We start from the raw sequence: 18090 nt of genomic DNA on the forward strand, positions 1-18090 counted from the left end.
TACACTAATTTTGTCTACGCTTTGAAAACAAATTGATCAGGACACGTAGCCACATTTGACACCCTACTTAGAGCCATCCCGGTTCATTTAATCACTTTTTCACCCCATTCCGATATTGCTAGAAGACTTTTTAAACTTCCTTGAGTATGACAATCTTTTCTACCGTTCACACGTCACGCTGTACGCTCCCAAGCGGGAAAGCACGGTCTGGTTTTAGAGCGGTTACGGCTGTGTAGAAGCGCGTTACGTAACATAATGTTAAGATAGTTGCAGTGTCAGGTGTTAGTTTTGTGCTTCACTTACTAATCTTTCGCTTGCTGACTGTTGACCGACACTCAATATTGCTATGGCTCAAAGTTGCTCCAGCTCAAGCTGACCTATGCCTTCATCTTTAGACAACCAACCGTTTTTCTCGTCGAGCCAGCCAGACACTGTTGCGTCACAGTCGATCGATGAGCGTTTGGTGCAAGCGCAGGTTGAGCAGCAAATGCTGAAAGAGCAGATTGCACAGCAAACGCAGCTCCTGCACTTACTAACGCATCAATTAGCAACGCCATTGACCGCTCTGGGTGGCTCTTTACCATTATTGGCAGAAAACAATCTAGACGCAGCGCACCGCGAAGAATTTTTGGATGTTGTGCAGCAGCAGGTCTACCGCTTGAAGCATTTGCTGCATGATTTGATGGCGCTACGCAATCTGGAAACTGGCGCACTGGAAACTCAGGTTGTAAGCCTCTGTTTGCCAAGCCTGCTAGAAGCGGTGGTGAAAGATTTCCAGACAAACCAGGTCATTTTTCAACTTAGCCCAGACCTACCCCTTGTGCGGGGCGATCGCTGGCAAGTGTCGCAGGTGTTGGTTAATCTACTGTCGAATGCACTGAAGTACTCTCCTGCTGGCAGCCCGATCAAAGTTGGTGCAGCCGTGCATGACTCTAATTGGGTCGAAGTTTGGGTGCACGATCGCGGGCTGGGTATCCCCGCTGCTGACCAGTCGCATCTCTTTGAGCGCTTCTATCGGGTGCAGCACCGCGATCGCGCTGACATCAAAGGTACTGGGCTGGGCTTGTCTCTCTGCCAACTACTGGTTGAAAACCAGGGTGGACAGCTTCGGTTTGAATCCACTCATGGTGAAGGTAGCTGCTTTTTCTTTACCCTACCAACAGCCACAGCACCATAAGGTTCTAAAAGGCAATTAAGGTTAAGAGCGTCTACGCAGTGATCGAAATGTCTAGAAGTGCAGCCGCCACTTCTTTCGCAGAGGCGTAACGTTCCTCTGGCTGTGGGCTGGTAAGGCGACGGACGATCGTTACAAACTCTGCCCCTAAACCAGGCACATACTCCGGGTAAAAGCGGAACCCTTGCTCTCGCTGGGCGTAGAACGCACTGGGCGACTCCCCAGTCAGCAAATAGACCAGGATTGGTCCCAGGGCGAATAAATCAACTGCAACCGTTTTTTGTCCCTGCCGCTGTTCAGGTGCCGTGTAGGGTGAAGCGGCAGTTTGTTCGCCTATCGCTAAAGACTTGAGGGAGACAAAGCCAACGATCGTAGGGTTGCCTACCGCTGCGTTTTGAATTAGATTTTCGGGTTTTAAATCCTCATGCACCAATGAGGGAGACTGCTGATGCAGATAGTCTAGGGTGTCACACACTTGTACGATCGACGCGATTACCTCTGCTTGCGTCGGCGTACCTCGCTGACTCACCCGTTGCTGTAAGCTTTGTCCGTGAACTCGACTTCGCACAAGATACGGCTTGCCTTCAATAACGAAAAAATCACTAAAGTGCGGTAACCCTGGATGCTCCAGCGCCAGCAGTTGTTTTGCTTGCTGTGTAAAGGCTTCGACCGTTTCGGGCTGTTGCCATTCTGGCTTAAGTGTTCTCAGAACGACGTTCTGACCATTGCGCCAAGCTAATTGAGTCACGCCGATCGCATCCTGGCGTACAGTTTTGACCACTTGATAATCACCAACTGTTTGCATTACCTGCAATGGTTGCCCACAGTCGGGGCAAAACAGCGTATTTCCCTGAGCGCGTGGATGCGTACAGTTGGCTGAGCTAATTGGTGACAAACTATCCTGATCTGGCTCGTTTTCAACATCCATCGCTGTAGAACGCTGCGTTAAAACTCCAGACTGCGGTTCCTCCTCTTCAGGTTGGCTTGTCACAGGGATCGGAAGATTGGTCAGTGGTACTTCACCGGATTGGGTTGGTTCACCTGCCTCATCAGTAGCAATGCCGCCAAGGGGAGGCTTCATCTTTTGTGCTGGCAGATTGCTTTGCAGCTTGGCAGCCGTAGCAGGCAAAGCGCCAACGTGAACCTGAATGTTGGGTCCCGATCGGGCAAGTCGAAACACGATACTGCCATCGATCGGCATTTGCGTAATGCGCTTGCCATCAACATAGGTGCCATTCGCACCCAGGCTCACGACTTCCCACTGCGAATCGCCTCGGCGCAATTCGACATGGTGACGGGAAACCACGGCGCTATAGAGAATGACATGGTTATCGGTCGATCGTCCGATCCGAATCACAGGTTCATGCTCAAACGTCCAGTGCTGAACCGGAATCGACTGAATCGGATGCAAAAGGGTCAGAGTAATCACACTAGCAGTATAAAGTCTGAGTAATGACCTGTGGCAAGAAGTGCGACCAAAGAATGTAACTGCTCCGCCATGCGCCTTAAGCAGACTCGGCGTTTACCGTGGCGAAAGCAAAGACTTCGCGATCGATAGCAAGTTTCTCTAACGATACACGACTATCTGAAGTAAAGCGTGAACGTTCTGTTGAATGGACAATCAAGGCAGTGACGATAAGCAGACAACACGTGCATGCAGCGAACCAGCAACACTAATCACTTAAATTAGCGTATAACACCAGGCATCAAGAAAGTTGAAACATTAGGAAAGCTGAAAGAGAAATGTCACCTTGTCGCCTTTGCCAAGTGAAATGCGATCGCCCGGTCGCAGTCGATGCCGATTGCCCATTGGCAGCGGCACATTGTTAATGTAAGTGCCATTGGAGCTACCAACATCCTCAATATAGTAGGCATCACCCTCAACCCGAATATCAGCATGGATGCGAGACACAATCTCCGAATCCGGAAACCCAGACACGTCAATATCAGGCGGAATCCGCTCGTTGGGTTTGCCAATATGAACGACGGTAAGGCTTTGCGGCAGTTCTAACGAGGCACTGGTTTGCAGATGCAAAAGGCGTGCTGTTTGCTGCTGTAGCTGGGTCGTCGAGACGTATCCACCAGCGTTAGATACTGCTGGCGTTGACGAGGCTACTTCATAGCTGGACGGCTCAGCGGCTGAGATCGCGCTTGGCGGTGGTAATTCAGCAGGTGCAGCCTGCACCGGTTCTGTCATGGCTGGGGGACTGGAGTTAGGAAGAGGCAGCGGTGGAGCGACTAAGGGATCGGGTGGTACCAGAGGATCAAGCGGCAGCAGGCTAGGTATTGATGACGAAGTGTCTGAAGCCAGCGATGGACTAGCAATGGCGGCAGACTGTTGGCTGGCAGCAGTGCGGAGGTCGTTACCACACTGACCACAAAAACTAGCATCAGCTTGCACCGTTGTACCGCAGTTAGGACAACTCATGGTTGCAGGTAACGGCGTATAGCAGGCTTCACACTGAACTGCGCCATCAGGATTTTGATGATTGCAATTCGGACAAACAATCATGACCTCTTTCCCCTTTATCAATTTCCATCCTCAGAACACCCAATTGAATCAGCTTTTAGCTTTAACCCCTATGCTGACTAGCGATCGACGATCGCTACGCGCCATCTCGTTATTCTAGTTCTACTGTGGAACAGGGCTAATGTCATCTAGTTTTTGTGACTGAATCAACTCCTGCGGAGGTCTTGCCCTGCGGCTTGATCCAGCAGCCACCAAAGTTCTCCTTCTGGCTGAATTAACCGTGCCGGATAGATATTGTCATCAGCAACAGGGGCAAAGATTTGTGCCAGTGCAGGGCGTTTGCTGGCTTCTGCCACCACAAATAGGACAGTACGAGCGTGGTTGATCAGCGGTGCAGTAAAGGTAATGCGAGGCTGCCCGTCTTTGTTGCCTACAGTAACGAGACGGTCACGAACCTGCAACGCTTCTGTATGAGGAAAGAGTGACGCGGTATGTCCGTCATCCCCAATGCCCAGCAGGATAATGTCGAACCGGGGAAACTCACCAGGCTGAAGCTGAAAGAATTGCTGCAACTCTGACTCATGCTGACTCGCGGAAACAGCAGGATCAGGGTTAGCTGTGGGCATTGGGTGAAGGTTTGCAGGCGGAAACGCTACCTGATCTAACCAGGCGTGACGTGCCATACCTTCGTTACTGTCAGGATGGTCGGCTGGCACATAACGTTCATCACCCCAAAAGATGTGGATGTTGTCCCAAGCAAGATCGTGTGTGGCAAGCTGTTCATAGAGTGGTTTGGGTGTGCCGCCGCCTGCAAGGGCGATCGTGCAGCGTCCCCGTTCCGCGATCGCCGCCTGGATTTTGTCGAGCACGATCGCCAGCGATCGCTGAATGAGTGCGTCCTTATCGGGTAGCACTTCTACAATTTTGTTCATGGTTTTAGCTACTCAAGGTTTTACCCACTCAGACCCATCGAGAGATCCAGTTCCGTAGTCTACTATAAGAGGTTGCCAGGGCAGTTTTAGCCTACTGCCGATCAAATCTATAGAAGCCGATGAAAACATCTAACGCCTCCCCTCTTACTGCCCTCATTCTTAAAAGCGTCGGTATTGTCCTGATTGTGCTTTACTTGCTCGACTGTGCAGTCGTGCTCTCATCGACCAGATTTCAGGACAGCCAATGGCTGTTTACCACGACGACTCAACTGATCGATCGCGGCTTTGTACCAATGATGGGTTTTGGCTTTCTGTTTATCGGCTTCTGGGTCGAAAGTGCGTTAGAGCCTGCTCTTGCTGGAGAGCGGTCTCGTGGCTTGAAGCTTGGTGTTGCCTTACTGTCTAGCTTATTAGCCTTACTCTTTTTGCTGTTTATCCCCCTCAGCGTTAATGCCACTAATGCAGCAGCCGACGATCAGATGAAACAGATTACGCAAGATGCTAGCCGGGCCGAAAGCCAGATTGATGGACAGGTACAGCAACTTAGAGCCCAGATTGATGCTCAGTCGAGTCAAATCGATCAGCTGATTCAGAGCGGTCAGCTTCAGGGCACGCAGTTAGAGCAAGCAAAACAAAAATTAGCAGAGCTTCAGAAATTCAAATCTGATCCCAAAGCACTGGAAGCCCAAATCGCACCTGAGCGCGATCAGAAATTGACGCAGATCCGCGACAATAAGCGCAAACTCGAAACCCAGATCAACGACAACAAGCTGCGATCGGGAATACGGAGCGGCATTGCTAGCCTGGTACTAGCACTCGGCTATGCTGTCATCGGTTGGACTGGATTACGGTATCTCCTCTCTGCCCAAAATCAACGCAGCCAATTACCCTAACTGCATAGAGCCAGATCCCTGATTTATCAAAGAAATTGGGGATCAGAATAGCTAACACTATTTGTCATGTGCGATACCGAATCACGTAGGGTATTCTGTTGATGTGAGACCGTTTGCATGGCTAATTGCAAGCCAGTGATTGCAAGCTATTGGGCATGGTTAGAAGACAGCATCAGCACTCTGGCACTGCAATGTTTCTTTACAGAATTCGTTACAATTCTTGGTAAGGTGTGCAGGCAGTTGCTTCACAGTCGTCCATCCTCTGTTTTGCGTTGAGCTTAGTCTCTCTGTTCTACAAATCTAGTTAATGGAGCCGTTCCAGCCCCTTCGCTGATGCTGATCCCATCACAATAGTTGCGTGTTCGTTTAGTTTGTCCGACTTGTTACGATCGTTTTCACGGCTAATCGCAGGAGAATGGGTGACTTGTGCTCCAACACCTCAAGCAAGACTTCAAAAATGACCTGATTGCCGGGTTGCTGGTGGTGATTCCCCTGGCGACTACAATCTGGCTCACGCTCACGATCGCAAACTGGGTGATCAACTTCCTCACCCGCATTCCCAAGCAACTCAACCCTTTTGATGGGTTGAACCCACTTTTGGTTAATGTCTTAAATTTGACCGTGGGCTTGATGGTGCCCTTGCTTTGCATCCTGCTCATTGGCTTGATGGCGCGCAACATTGCTGGACGCTGGCTCCTGGATTTAGGCGAACGGGTGCTACAAGCAATTCCACTGGCAGGCTCCGTTTACAAAACGCTGAAGCAGCTTCTAGAGACACTTTTAAAGGACTCTGGCAACAAATTTCGACGGGTTGTGCTGGTGGAGTATCCCCGTGAGGGAGTCTGGGCACTCGGCTTTGTCACAGGTGTGCTCACAGGCGAGTTTCAATCCCATTTTTCGAGCCCGATGCTGGGAGTGTTTATTCCCACGACACCCAATCCGACGACAGGTTGGTATGCAGTGGTGCCCGAAGATGCTGTGATCAACCTCTCTATGCCGATCGAAGATGCATTCAAAGTCGTAATTTCTGGCGGCATTGTTTCTCCAGAGGCGGCAAAAATGGCATCGCTGCCTGCGTCGAAACAGCATCCACTTGATCCGTTTCTAGACAAAAATCGGCAGGCGCTCACCTTAGAAGAAGACCTGTGGGAGGGGTAAAAGATAAAGTATGAAGGGCGCGAGCGAGGCAGAGAATCCCTTGTCCCGTTGCTAATGCAGGGTTGAAATGCCTTTATTCCGACTTCTCTTAGGGCAAGTGGGGACGAAAACGCTTGTTCCCTTTGCTCTCCAGTGTCCTGAATCACGTTATCCTTAAGCCTTGATCCTTAAGCCTCCCTTATGCAAGCTCGTCGAATTGCCCGTGAACTGGCACTGTTAAGCGTCAGCCAGTTGCCATCTAATCCAGAGCGCCTGGAGATGCAGCAGCTTCAGAATGTCGTCGTTGCGGCAGTGCGGACACTCACCAGCGAGGCGCAGGATGCTCTGGAAACAGCATCGGCTGAGCTACAGCAAGGCAGTGCTCGCTTACTGACGAGTGAAACTCGTGCTGTTGACGTTGAGAGCGCCAGAGCTATGGTGAATGAAGCGATCGCCCTCACCCAAACTGCCATTAACCGTCTGGGCGTAGCGATGGATGTGCCAGAGTTTATTCAATTAGCAAACCAACAGGATGTGCGCCACTACGCGCTCGAAATTATTAGCAAGCTAAAAGCCAACCGAGAACAGATTGACCAGATTCTTTCTACGGCGCTTGTCGATTGGCAACTTTCGCGGCTGGCATGGATTGATCGTGATATCCTTCGCATTGCAGTAACGGAGATTGTCTTTTTAGGCATTCCCGACCGTGTTGCCGCTAATGAAGCTGTAGAGCTGGCAAAACGCTACAGCGGCGAAGATGGGCACCGCTTTATTAACGGTGTGCTGCGTCGAGTGGTGGAGCAGCTTAAAACAGAGAAGAAGGTTATGTAAGGCGAGTGAGACGTAGGGCATAGGGAGTAAGGAGTGGGGTTAAGAGGAAACGGCAATGACTTTTGATTGGTTTCGGCGGCGATACGCTAACAAGGCTGAAGATGGTTCAACGGTAGAATCTGAGCCAGTGTCGTCAGAGGCAGAGGTGACGGCAGAGCCTGTTGTAGCAGAGACAACGGCAGAATCGGAGCCTGCTGTAGCTGACGACTACCTTAACTGGGCGAAGGCAGCCTATCAAAACATTCAGAAGCGGCAGCAAGCCGAAGCACCCCCAGCGGAAGTGGTGGCTTCACCAGAGGCAACGATCGCCGCCGAACCCGCGATCGCCCCTGAAGCAACTCCTGATGCCGATGCAACCATTGCAGACTCTGCAACCATTCCAGACGAACCTATTGCAGAGACAATGGTGGCTACTGAGCCTGTTGTAGATCAGCCTCTAGAGCCAGAGACATCTGCACCACTGCCATTTTGGGCGCAATCTGAAGCAGACCGACAAGAGCGATTGGAGCGCCTGAAGCAAAGCGCGATCGTCGAACCAGAGCCTGCGATCGCGCCTGTAAGTGCAGTAACGGCACCTGTTGAGCCGTTGCTAGATGAAACAGTGCTGGATGAAGGCTTCCTTTGGTCATCCGAAATTCTAGCTGCCCAGGGACGACGACCTGACCAGATTTCACTTGAAGAAATCACCTGGCTCAAACGGCTGCGCCAAGGGTTAGATAAGACGCGGCGGAGCCTGATCAATCAACTGCGCTCTATTGTGGGTCAGGGTCCGCTTAATGAAGATGCTGTCATCGAGATTGAGTCGGTGCTGCTGCAAGCAGATGTAGGCGTTGCCGCAACGGATGCCATCATCGCTGCTCTGCAAAGTAAGCTCCGTCAAGATGTGCTGCCGCCCGATGCTGCCATTACGTACCTGAAGCAAATCTTGCGAGAGATGCTGGATACGCCACTAGAGAATGCAAAAACTCGCTTCTTTGCGCCAGAAGACGATGTACTCAATATCTGGTTAATTACAGGCGTGAACGGTGCCGGAAAAACAACCACGATCGGCAAACTAGCCCATATTGCCCAAAAGTCTGGCTACAAGTGCCTGATTGCCGCTGCGGATACCTTCAGGGCTGCTGCCGTTGAGCAAGTCAAAGTCTGGGGCGGGCGTAGTGGCGTTGAAGTCATTGCTAATCCAGGGCAGAATACTGACCCGGCAGCAGTCGTTTTTGACGCGATCGCCGCTGCCCAGTCGCGTGGTACAGACTTACTGCTTGTTGATACTGCTGGACGCTTGCAAAACAAAAAAAATCTGATGGACGAACTCAGCAAGATTCGTCGCATCATTGACAAAAAATCTGCTAATGCAGTCGTCGAGTCACTGCTGGTACTCGATGCCACTCTGGGACAAAACGGACTGCGGCAAGCAGAAGTCTTTGCCGAGGCTGCCCAACTCAGTGGTGTCATTCTGACCAAGCTCGACGGTACGGCAAAAGGCGGCATTGCGCTGGCGATCGTCCAGCAGCTTGGTTTACCCATCCGCTTCATTGGTGCCGGAGAAGGCATCGAAGACCTACGACCCTTTTCAAGCTACGAATTCGTCGAAGCGTTGCTGAATGGCTGAGTGGCTGGATGTCATTAATGAAGAATAGTTTTACGGTTGAAGAGAAGTAATTTTCTTGCCTGAGACAACGCTTCCAAACTTTCGTCTTACTAAACATGAGGATTATCTGTTTGCTAAGACGGAAATGGTAAGGATGTTAACAAGGTCACTATCTGGGGAAAGATAGCTACGCAAACGCGATCATATTTTGCTATATCTTGCCCTTGCATCAAAGCAGTTTTAGTGATACGAAAACCGTTGTTTTCCTTGAGAAGACCATGACAGAGTGAGTAACCTATCAACGATTAGGTGCTAAGAGCAACTTCTAGCAAAGAACGTACCTCGATCAACATCGTAGGTGACGCTACGCATTGCTTAAATGCCAAACGTTTTACACCTTTCTCAATCGTTAGTAGTTTTTGTGCGGTAGCACGCTTCTGCTCACTTTTAAAGTGTTTAGCAACACATCATATCAGGGGTAGACGGCGAGTCTCTACGAGTGATCAGTGGGACGCCAAAAACCTAAAGTCGTATTGTTCCCTTTCCCTACTCATAAGCCGCCTTGAGGTCATTTATGAACGCGACAGCGCCAGAGCAAGAGGTGCAGAGACTTGCCAAACTGCTTAGTTACAAAATCCTCGATACTGAGCCAGAGACGGGTTACGATGATCTCGTGGAACTGGCAGCCCACATTTGTCAAACGCCGATCGCCCTTGTGAGTCTGGTTGATGCCAAGCGACAGTGGTTCAAAGCAAAAGTGGGGCTGGAGATCAGTGAAACGCCGCGTGAGCTAGCTTTTTGCGCCCATGCCATTTTGCAACAAGATCCCTTCGTTGTGCCCGATACTAAAGCGGATGTCCGCTTTGCCAATCATCTGCTTGTTATCGGAGCACCGTACATCCGCTTCTACGCAGGTATCCCTCTCCATACTGCTGATGGTTTAGCGCTCGGTACACTCTGCGTCATTGATAACCAACCCCGCACACTCTCCAATGTGCAAATCAATGCCCTGAAGGCGCTCGGTCGGCAGGTGATGAGCCAGCTTGAGCTACGGTCAAGCAACCAGAAGCTTCAGCAAGAGATTGCAGAGCATCAGCAGGTGGAGGCTGTGCGTCAACAGGTCACAGCGCACTTGCAGAAAGAGCAAGAATGCCTCAAAGCCATGCTGGACAGCTTGACGGATGGCATCGTTGCTTGCGACGACAAGGGCGATTTGATGCTATTTAACCATGCCACCCGCACATTTCACGGTTTACCCGAAGTCGCTTTGCCAGCAGACCAGTGGGCACAGCACTTTGACCTTTATCTGGCAGATGGCATTACGCCTATGCCAACGCATGCGATCCCCTTATTCCGAGCGTTTCAGGGAGAGCAGGTTCACGAGGCTGAGATGGTCATTGTGCCCAAGCACGGCACCCCCCGCACCTTGCTGGCAAGTGGGCGAGCGTTTTTTGATGAGGCTGGCAATAAATTGGGCGCAGTGGTTGCCATGCATAACATTACCGAGCGCAAACACGCTGCGATCGAACATCAGGACATGGAAACTGCCCTATACCAAAGCGAGAGCCGCTTCCACAACTTAGCTGCTAATCTGCCGGGTACAGTCTACCAATTTCGTCTGGATGCCAATGGTGTTGGGAGTTTTCCATACATGAGTGCCTTCTGCAAAGAATTCTATGAAGTAGAACCAGAAGCCGTCCAGCAAAATGCTGGTGTCATTTTGGAGCGAATCCACCCCGACGATCGCGATTCGTTTTTTGCCTCCGTTGCAACCTCTCAGCAAACTCTACAACCCTGGGATTGGGTTGGGCGCTTGATCATGCCGTCTGGTCAGGTCAAGTGGTTGCACGCTATCTCTCGCCCAGAGCGTCAAGCTGACGGTTCTACCGTTTGGGATGGCTTACAACTGGACATAAGCGATCGCAAACAAGCCGAACTTGCATTGCAAGCACTGCAAGAAACTGAATACCAATCTCGCCTCTTGCGAACGGTACTTGACTCGACCCAGGATTGGATTTTTGCCAAAGACCACAATTTCCGTTACATCCTTGTTAATCGCAGTTTTGCAGAGGCACTCGGTCAAGATGTAGAAGCAGTTCTGGGTAAGGACGATCTAGAGCTAGGCTTCTCGCCAGAGCTAATCTTCGGCACGCCTGAAACAAACATTCGGGGCTTCCGGGTAGATGATCAGGCAGCGCTGGCGGGAGAAAAGATTCATCATCACTATGAGCCAATCACCACCGCTGATGGCTTACTACGCATCTTGGATACCCGCAAAACGCCGCTCTATGACTCAGACGGAACCGTTTTTGCAATGCTTGGCTATAGCCGTGATATCACTAAGCAGCACTATGCAGAAAAGGCGCTACGGCACTCTGAAGCACAACTTAAAGAGAAAGCAGACGAGCTAGAGCAAACGCTGCGGGAACTACGTCAAACGCAAACGCAAATGATTCAGGCTGAGAAAATGTCTGGTCTAGGTCAGCTTGTAGCAGGCATCGCTCACGAAATCAATAATCCGGTAAACTTCATTCATGGCAACCTCAACCCAGCGCAGGAGTATACGCAAGACCTGTTGAGCCTACTGAATCTCTATCAAGCTCAAGTGCCTAACCCTAGTCTAGAGATTGAGGCAACGATTGAAACGATCGATCTGGACTTTCTCCGAAAGGATCTGCCTAAATTGTTGAGTTCCATGAAAATGGGCACAGACCGCATTCGTGAAATTGTGCTCTCGCTACGCAACTTTTCTCGTTTGGATGAAGCCGATCGCAAAGCTGTTAATCTCCATGAAGGCATTGAAAACACGCTGATTATTCTGGGCAATCGCCTGAAAGCACAGGGCAAGGAGCCTGAAATTAACATCGCGAAACAGTACGGCGACCTACCGCTGGTGGAGTGTTATGCCGGACAGTTGAACCAGGTTTTTATGAATCTTTTGAGCAACGCGATCGATGCTCTTAGGGAGGAAAGCGAAAACCAGGACAGACAAGCTGGAAACGCATTGGCAAGCACTACTCCTACCATTACCATTCGGACTCAATTAATTGATCCTCAGTACGTCCAAATTTGCATCGCCGATAATGGAACGGGTATGACCCCCAATGTGCAGCAAAAATTGTTTGAGCCGTTTTTTACCACCAAAGCCGTTGGCAAAGGCACTGGTATGGGACTGGCAATCTGTTATCAAATTGTTGTCGAAAAGCACGAAGGCACTATTGAGGTTAGTTCTACGCCTGATAAGGGCACTGAATTTTGTCTTACATTGCCTGTCTAACGCTTACCAATGCTGGCACTATCTACCGCCGCGTATAGACGAGGACTTAGCTGCAAGAGGCGTACTTGTGTGGTAAAACCGGAAGGCGTGTCATCGTGCTAGATCTTCATGACGGAGTTAATTCAAGCGGTTACTGCCAGCGTTGCCGCTTTTGCTGCTACTAACATTGATGACATCGTGATTCTCATGGTGTTCTTTTCCCGCATTAGTCCAACGTTTCGTCCTCATCATGTAGTGGTGGGTCAATATCTTGGCTTTTTGCTGCTGCTGCTTGCCAGCCTCCCTGGCTTTCTTACCGGCTTAATTATCCCGCCCGTTTGGTTGGGCTTACTGGGCTTTCTACCCATTGCTATTGGTATCCATCAACTGTTTGCAGGTGAAGCTGATGCTACAGATGTGCAAACGGTAACTGAAGAAAGCAGCGCCAAAAATGGTTTGCTAGGGCGATCGCGATCGTTCCTTAATATACCTCCTCAGACGTTTCAAGTGGCAGCGGTGACGGTTGCTAACGGTGGAGACAACATTAGTATTTATGTGCCGCTGTTTGCTAATAGTACGTTGGCAGCGATGGGAGCCATTCTGAGTGTTTTTCTCATAATGGTTGCTGTTTGGTGTGGCATTGCCTACTATCTCACCCGTCACGCTGTGATAGCCCACTACTTGACCCACTATGGGCATCGCGTTGTGCCGTTCGTTTTGATTGGGTTAGGAGTCTTTATTTTGCTGGAAAGCCGCGTCTACCAGCTTTTGATCTCATCCTGACCGTATTGGTTTTGCTTGCTTGGCAATCGTTGTTGTTGAACGAGTCGTTGCCACTTACCGCTCCTGCTAAAGAGCCTCTTCCTCTAGCAAAACCGCCCGCACTCACAAAACTTTAAAACTCATTAAACTGAAGTGGGTAACACCAATGCTTTTTGCAACGGCACAGAAGCAATCACAGCCGATCGTATCCTCTGGCTCTAGTGCTGCGGCACAACCGCATAAGGACGATGACAGCTACGTGATTAACTACGTGTGACTTCGTAGCAAACTGGTATGAAAATTGCCGCCTTTTGCCCCCACTTGAGAAAAGAGCTGAGTAACGCATATGGCACGCAACGATACAATTTTCGAGCGCTTTCTTGCTCCCTTTGTCAAGACCTTCCTAATCGATGAAGACAAGCTGCGGCGCTTTCACGAAAGCATTGACTGGCAAGCTGCTAGCACCCGCTTGAGCGATCGTACTCTCACTTATCCCACCTATTACAGCAGCCAAAACTTCCACGGTATTGAAGGCGGCTACCTTAATGTCAGTGCGGCTGTTTCTTATGATCCTATTACGCAATATGCGTTGCCCCCTGGTGAAGCTCTGGTACGCCAGAGTTTGCTTGATGCCATTCAATCGCAGCCACGCCGCATTCTAGATTTGGGCTGTGGCACTGGTTCCACCACGTTGTTGCTTAAGCAAGCGTTTCCTGAAGCTGAGGTTATTGGGCTAGATTTGTCACCCCAGATGCTAGTCGTTGCCGAACACAAAGCAGAACAAGCCAACCTCGCTATTCAATGGCGCCACGGTAACGCTGAACACACACACTTCCCAGATGCTTCGTTTGATCTGGTGACGGCATCGCTACTCTTCCACGAAACGCCTCCTACTGTTTCTCAAGCGATTCTGCGTGAGTGCTATCGCTTGCTTACTGTGGGTGGTGAAGTGGTGATTCTTGATGGTAATCAAAAGGTGCTACGCCAGACAGAATGGCTGACCCAAATTTTTGAAGAGCCTTACATTCAAGCTTTTGCAAGCGGCAGTGTCGATGCGTGGATGGGTGCAGCGCAGTTTGAGGCAGTCCAAACGCACGATCGCTGGCTCATCCATCAGGTAACACGCGGTGTCAAACCTTTGCCCTATAAGGCAGTGGAGTTTTCGCTCCCTACGTATGCGGCAGCAGCAGGCGATCGCCCCTGGGTTTCAAGCTGAGGCATTTTGGTAATTCGTTGCTAGTTGTTAGAGAATAGATTTTCGAGCGCTGCAAGCTTTTGCTAAAAAGCAGGATGAATGGAGAGCAACCTATTTGTCTGTTGCTTCTACGTCCCCAATATCAGCCACACCTGCTCTAAAACGCCTTAACCTTCACTGTCCACGCAATGCTGAAAGCGGTTCTTTTTGACTTTAACGGTATTATCATCAACGATGAACCACTCCACGAAAAGCTGATCGATGAGCTTTTGTTGGAAGAAAACTTGCGACCGAAGCCAGGTGAATTTCGTCAGTTTTGCCTGGGACGGAGCGATCGCGCCTGCCTTATCGATCTGCTGCAACACCGAGGGCGAGTAATCACTGAGGAGTATGCCAGCAAGCTAATTGTGCGTAAGTCTACGACGTATCAAAGCGCGATCGAAAACCTCGAAACGCTACCCATCTATCCAGATTTACAGGATTTTATCTTCAAATTGCGAGTTGCCAAAGTCAAAATGGCGATCGTTAGCGGTGCCTTACTAGCCGAAATTGAACTAGTGCTGAAGCGTGCCCAACTGAGCGACCATTTTTCAGTCATTATTGCTGCTGATCAACGCCTTCCCAGTAAGCCAGAACCCAATAGCTATTTACTAGCGGTCGATCGTCTTAACCAAGCCGATGCGACACTCAACCTCAAACCCTCAGAATGTTTGGCGATTGAGGACACTTTTGCAGGTATTGAAGCGGCTAAACGAGCGCGCATTCCGGTCGTAGGCGTTGCCAATACTTACCCGTTTCATATGCTGCAACGCCGAGCGAACTGGACGGTAGACCGTCTCTCTGATCTGGAGTTCGATCGCGTCCAGCGGGCTTACGACTCAGTAGCAGCGAAAGCAGGATAGAGCCAGCGAATGGTACGATAGCAAAGCGAATTTAATCGCGTCCTGGGGAGTTAGCTCAGTTGGTAGAGCGCTGCGATCGCACCGCAGAGGTCAGGGTTTCGATTACCCTACTCTCCATTCCTGTCCATTAAAGAGCTATTTGTCAGCTTTAAATGGCTACTGCCAAGAAATTTTATTCTTCCTGGTGTTTTCAGGGGTTTCAGGCAACACCCTCCAATCCAGGTCGTTTTTAATCCTAAAAAACCAGTTTTAATTAGCTCTTTCCGTAGGATATTCGTAAGCATAACCCTAATTCTGTAAAGCCATGCTCATGTGGCATAAGTTATGCAATCTTGCGAGCAACGTTAGTGCGATCGCAGCGCTCCTTTCTACCCACTTTTAATTTTCAAAGACTTGATGACTGTTCACAAATCAGGTAGCTCCCTCGTATAAAGAGTAACCGATTTTAGTTGGAGCAAAGCCTCTCTATCCAGTAACAGCTAGGAGGACAACAGCGACGTTCGGCTGTCATTGTTGACGGCTGGGATTCCTGCTCTCTATCCAGTAACGGCTAGGAAGACAACAGCAACCTAGCGCTCTTAAACCCTTTCCTAGCGTAGTCTTCTCACATGGTTTTGGCGAAGGTCTTAAGGTGGTTCAAAATCAAGGTCTCAATTTCAAGCATAGACCTCACCTTCTTTGACTTAAAGCCGCTGTAAGCTTTTGCTGTCAAGGGTTTTAAGATTCTGGCAGACCGACTGGGGAATTTGCTTCCACTATGACTTGCCAGAACCAGAAAATGAAGGATTTTGTGGATACCCACCCAGGGTTTAGATAAGCCAAGCTCTGAGGGGCGGTTCAGTTGCTGCGTGGTGACAGCACTTACCAAGTAAGTACGACACCGAAGAAGAGGTCTCCGCCCTTATTACCAAAGAAGCTTTAGTAACAAGAGTCTACCCTTCAGCATGGGAGCGACCTGTGTCATACTTCATAGAGGGATTAACTCTACACGTATAACTTCCCGCTTGCTACTAGGAGGACCTATCTGCAAGGGCAGCTTAAAGGGTATGCAGCAACCAAGGGTCGGAAAGAACCCACCTTGCGGTGGTAAAACTCACCCATTTCCTCCACTCAGAGGTTCCTTCAAACATGAAGAGGAGGCGCTGTAAAAATATTTTACTGTCAAGGTTCAGATTTCATCAATGCGGTCTGCTGTTTCCGGTGATGGAACGCTGACATCGCAACAGCCTTGGCTTGATCAATAAATTGACCAGCCACAAGCTGATAGCCAAACTCAATGGCAATTTCTGTTTGTGCCGCTTTACCTCGAATGTAATCAGAGAGCCTGCTATAGCTCCAGTTGTGAACGTTGATTTTGTATTGCTTCGTATAAGCCTCCTGCTTTGCCACGTCACCTGGGAACTTTTCTTCTGCTCTAGCTTCGATCGCGCTCGTCAATCGTTCTCTCAACCCTTTCAACTTTGGCAGAACGATGCTACCTGCCTGATATTCTTTCGCCAGCGCAACAACAGCTTTTGTAAGCAGGTGATCTAAATATTTTCCTTGTTCTGACTCCGAAATCTGTTGCACCTGTCCCTTCACCTGATCCTTTTGACGTTGGCGAGCATTCTGTCTCTGCTTGAGCCGATAAGCACTAAGTAGGGGGTAATCCTCTCCCAGCAACTGACGAGTATTGCGACCAGTAATGAGCTTGCCTGTCGTTGTATCGATCACTACTGCGGTGACAGGTTCTTCACGGCTAAAGCCAAGACCGACAAGAATATTTGACTTTTCCTTATATAGCCGCCTTTGGGGGCGAGGAAAAGGGTTTTCAAGACGCTTGAGTTGGTTATGTAACCTGTCATAATCCTTTTGCTGTTCCTTGTCCAACTCTTGGACTTTCTTCATCTCCTCATAGCTTTCAATTGAGCATTGTTTGTCTTCAACTACCTCTGCAACCACAAGTTCCGTTCCTTCAGCAGTAAGGCAACGATGATCAATTGCACAGTGGAGGTAGAGTTCATATTGCTCCCACGGCTGTTGTTTTTGTTGTGGTTGCTGTTCTGAATTTGGCTTCTCGCCGTTTTGCGAGACTTCGTGATTGAATGCCTTGTCTTCTCGCTTTTCCCAGATTAAGGTGGCTGAGCAAAGGAGAAACTGACTGGCAGAGTATCGCTTTCGATCAGACTCAACCACTTCCTGATCCCTAAGGAATTGCTGAAAGAACGGCAATTGGCGACGATCGCAACAAATTTCAAACACATACTTCCCTTCCATACCCTGGAAGTGAACAAAAATCCGCTCCTCAATTTTCTGAGTGACTGGATGTCTGCGTTTGAGCAAAGACCAGTTCAAATCAGTACTGCTGTGAAATATCAAGGGGTAAGGCGCAGTTTTAGGTCTTCTCAATAGGTTCGCTTGCCAGACTCGAAGTTCGTTGTCGTCAGCAGGAACCTGCCGACTCGCTGTTTCCAGAGCTTCAAGAAATTTTGCCCCAGTTAGATCCCGCCCCTTTGGTAAAGAACCAGCCAACTGTACTTCCAGTCGTTCAAGCTGCTTCTTTCGCTTATTAAACTTCTCAGTAAAGCGTCCTGAATTTTCTCGTCGCTGTGCAACCTTGCCGTCATTCTTGATAATGTGGGCGATCGCACACTGACTGAGAAGATCACTTCCTTCAAACGCAGTGTATTTCTCAAATAATGCATCAGTAAGCGTATCAATAGTACCCCTGGTAGATTTTTTGGTTCCTTTTTTCGCTTTTTTCCTAGACTGCTGATTCGAGTTCGTTGAAGTCTGTCTCTGCTGTTTCTCTTCTACAGGTTTTTGCTGGGGTCTCTTCTGAGAAACTGTTTGTAAATGTATGTGAAGTAGAAGACAACTACGGTCACAAAGGCGCGATACCAGAAGAGTGACATCTACATGGCTTGAGGATATGAGTCAGCCTTACTACGACAGTGACCTGACCGATGAG

General features: G+C 49.6%; 13 protein-coding genes and 1 tRNA gene. 10 read left to right on the forward strand and 4 right to left on the reverse strand.

Annotated features, from left to right (window positions below):
- Nucleotides 1-379: 379 nt before the first annotated feature.
- Entirely contained in the window at nt 380-1177 is a 798-nt protein-coding gene (locus tag H6F86_RS03770; protein WP_190446771.1) for an ATP-binding protein, read from the forward strand.
- A gap of 31 nt (nt 1178-1208) precedes the next feature.
- Here the strand turns inward: H6F86_RS03770 and H6F86_RS33075 are convergent, their stop codons facing one another.
- The 3 genes from H6F86_RS33075 to pgl form a co-directional block, all read right to left on the reverse strand.
- Nucleotides 1209-2603, reverse strand: coding sequence for an FHA domain-containing protein (locus tag H6F86_RS33075; RefSeq protein WP_190446772.1), 1395 nt, complete (start codon nt 2601-2603; stop codon nt 1209-1211).
- 294 nt (nt 2604-2897) lie between these two features.
- Nucleotides 2898-3686, reverse strand: coding sequence for an FHA domain-containing protein (locus H6F86_RS03780; protein WP_190446773.1), 789 nt, complete (start codon nt 3684-3686; stop codon nt 2898-2900).
- Between the two features lie 164 nt (nt 3687-3850).
- Nucleotides 3851-4576 carry a 6-phosphogluconolactonase gene (pgl, locus tag H6F86_RS03785; protein ID WP_190446774.1) on the reverse strand — a complete coding sequence of 242 codons (726 nt, stop codon included), beginning with the start codon at nt 4574-4576 and terminating at the stop codon, nt 3851-3853.
- Between the two features lie 119 nt (nt 4577-4695).
- On the opposite strand from pgl, the gene H6F86_RS03790 reads away from it, so the two are divergent.
- From H6F86_RS03790 to H6F86_RS03830, 9 genes are all read left to right on the forward strand, one after another.
- Nucleotides 4696-5469: an HpsJ family protein gene (locus H6F86_RS03790; protein ID WP_190446775.1), complete on the forward strand. Its 774-nt coding sequence runs from the start codon at nt 4696-4698 to the stop codon at nt 5467-5469.
- A 426-nt stretch (nt 5470-5895) separates the two neighbouring features.
- Nucleotides 5896-6627 carry a DUF502 domain-containing protein gene (locus H6F86_RS03795; protein WP_190446776.1) on the forward strand — a complete coding sequence of 244 codons (732 nt, stop codon included), beginning with the start codon at nt 5896-5898 and terminating at the stop codon, nt 6625-6627.
- 180 nt (nt 6628-6807) lie between these two features.
- On the forward strand, nt 6808-7437 hold the full coding sequence (nusB, locus tag H6F86_RS03800; protein WP_190446777.1) for a transcription antitermination factor NusB: 630 nt from the start codon (nt 6808-6810) through the stop codon (nt 7435-7437).
- A gap of 55 nt (nt 7438-7492) precedes the next feature.
- Nucleotides 7493-9046, forward strand: a complete 1554-nt coding sequence (gene ftsY, locus H6F86_RS03805) for a signal recognition particle-docking protein FtsY (protein WP_190446778.1) — start codon at nt 7493-7495, stop codon at nt 9044-9046.
- 553 nt (nt 9047-9599) lie between these two features.
- Nucleotides 9600-12302, forward strand: a complete 2703-nt coding sequence (locus tag H6F86_RS03810) for an ATP-binding protein (RefSeq protein ID WP_190446779.1) — start codon at nt 9600-9602, stop codon at nt 12300-12302.
- Nucleotides 12303-12410: 108 nt separating this feature from the next.
- Nucleotides 12411-13064 carry a cadmium resistance transporter gene (locus tag H6F86_RS03815; protein ID WP_190446780.1) on the forward strand — a complete coding sequence of 218 codons (654 nt, stop codon included), beginning with the start codon at nt 12411-12413 and terminating at the stop codon, nt 13062-13064.
- Nucleotides 13065-13389: 325 nt separating this feature from the next.
- Nucleotides 13390-14259, forward strand: coding sequence for a class I SAM-dependent methyltransferase (locus tag H6F86_RS03820; protein WP_190446781.1), 870 nt, complete (start codon nt 13390-13392; stop codon nt 14257-14259).
- A gap of 167 nt (nt 14260-14426) precedes the next feature.
- Nucleotides 14427-15140, forward strand: coding sequence for an HAD family phosphatase (locus H6F86_RS03825; protein ID WP_190446782.1), 714 nt, complete (start codon nt 14427-14429; stop codon nt 15138-15140).
- Nucleotides 15141-15184: 44 nt separating this feature from the next.
- Nucleotides 15185-15257: transfer RNA gene (locus tag H6F86_RS03830), tRNA-Ala, on the forward strand.
- Nucleotides 15258-16301: 1044 nt separating this feature from the next.
- Here the strand turns inward: H6F86_RS03830 and cas12k are convergent.
- Nucleotides 16302-18053 carry a type V CRISPR-associated protein Cas12k gene (gene cas12k / locus H6F86_RS03835; RefSeq protein ID WP_347240081.1) on the reverse strand — a complete coding sequence of 584 codons (1752 nt, stop codon included), beginning with the start codon at nt 18051-18053 and terminating at the stop codon, nt 16302-16304.
- Nucleotides 18054-18090 lie beyond the last annotated feature (37 nt).

It is taken from the genome of Phormidium sp. FACHB-592, assembly GCF_014695795.1.
Classification (GTDB): Bacteria; Cyanobacteriota; Cyanobacteriia; order Leptolyngbyales; family Leptolyngbyaceae; genus Stenomitos.

What these genes read in the sequence shown, in the direction of transcription:
- H6F86_RS03770 (WP_190446771.1), top strand. Translation starts at nt 380, where the DNA reads ATGCCTTCATCTTTAGACAACCAACCGTTTTTCTCGTCGAGCCAGCCA.
- H6F86_RS03780 (WP_190446773.1), bottom strand. Translation starts at nt 3,686, where the DNA reads ATGATTGTTTGTCCGAATTGCAATCATCAAAATCCTGATGGCGCAGTT.
- pgl (WP_190446774.1), bottom strand. Translation starts at nt 4,576, where the DNA reads ATGAACAAAATTGTAGAAGTGCTACCCGATAAGGACGCACTCATTCAG.
- H6F86_RS03790 (WP_190446775.1), top strand. Translation starts at nt 4,696, where the DNA reads ATGAAAACATCTAACGCCTCCCCTCTTACTGCCCTCATTCTTAAAAGC.
- nusB (WP_190446777.1), top strand. Translation starts at nt 6,808, where the DNA reads ATGCAAGCTCGTCGAATTGCCCGTGAACTGGCACTGTTAAGCGTCAGC.
- ftsY (WP_190446778.1), top strand. Translation starts at nt 7,493, where the DNA reads ATGACTTTTGATTGGTTTCGGCGGCGATACGCTAACAAGGCTGAAGAT.
- H6F86_RS03810 (WP_190446779.1), top strand. Translation starts at nt 9,600, where the DNA reads ATGAACGCGACAGCGCCAGAGCAAGAGGTGCAGAGACTTGCCAAACTG.
- H6F86_RS03815 (WP_190446780.1), top strand. Translation starts at nt 12,411, where the DNA reads ATGACGGAGTTAATTCAAGCGGTTACTGCCAGCGTTGCCGCTTTTGCT.
- H6F86_RS03820 (WP_190446781.1), top strand. Translation starts at nt 13,390, where the DNA reads ATGGCACGCAACGATACAATTTTCGAGCGCTTTCTTGCTCCCTTTGTC.
- H6F86_RS03825 (WP_190446782.1), top strand. Translation starts at nt 14,427, where the DNA reads ATGCTGAAAGCGGTTCTTTTTGACTTTAACGGTATTATCATCAACGAT.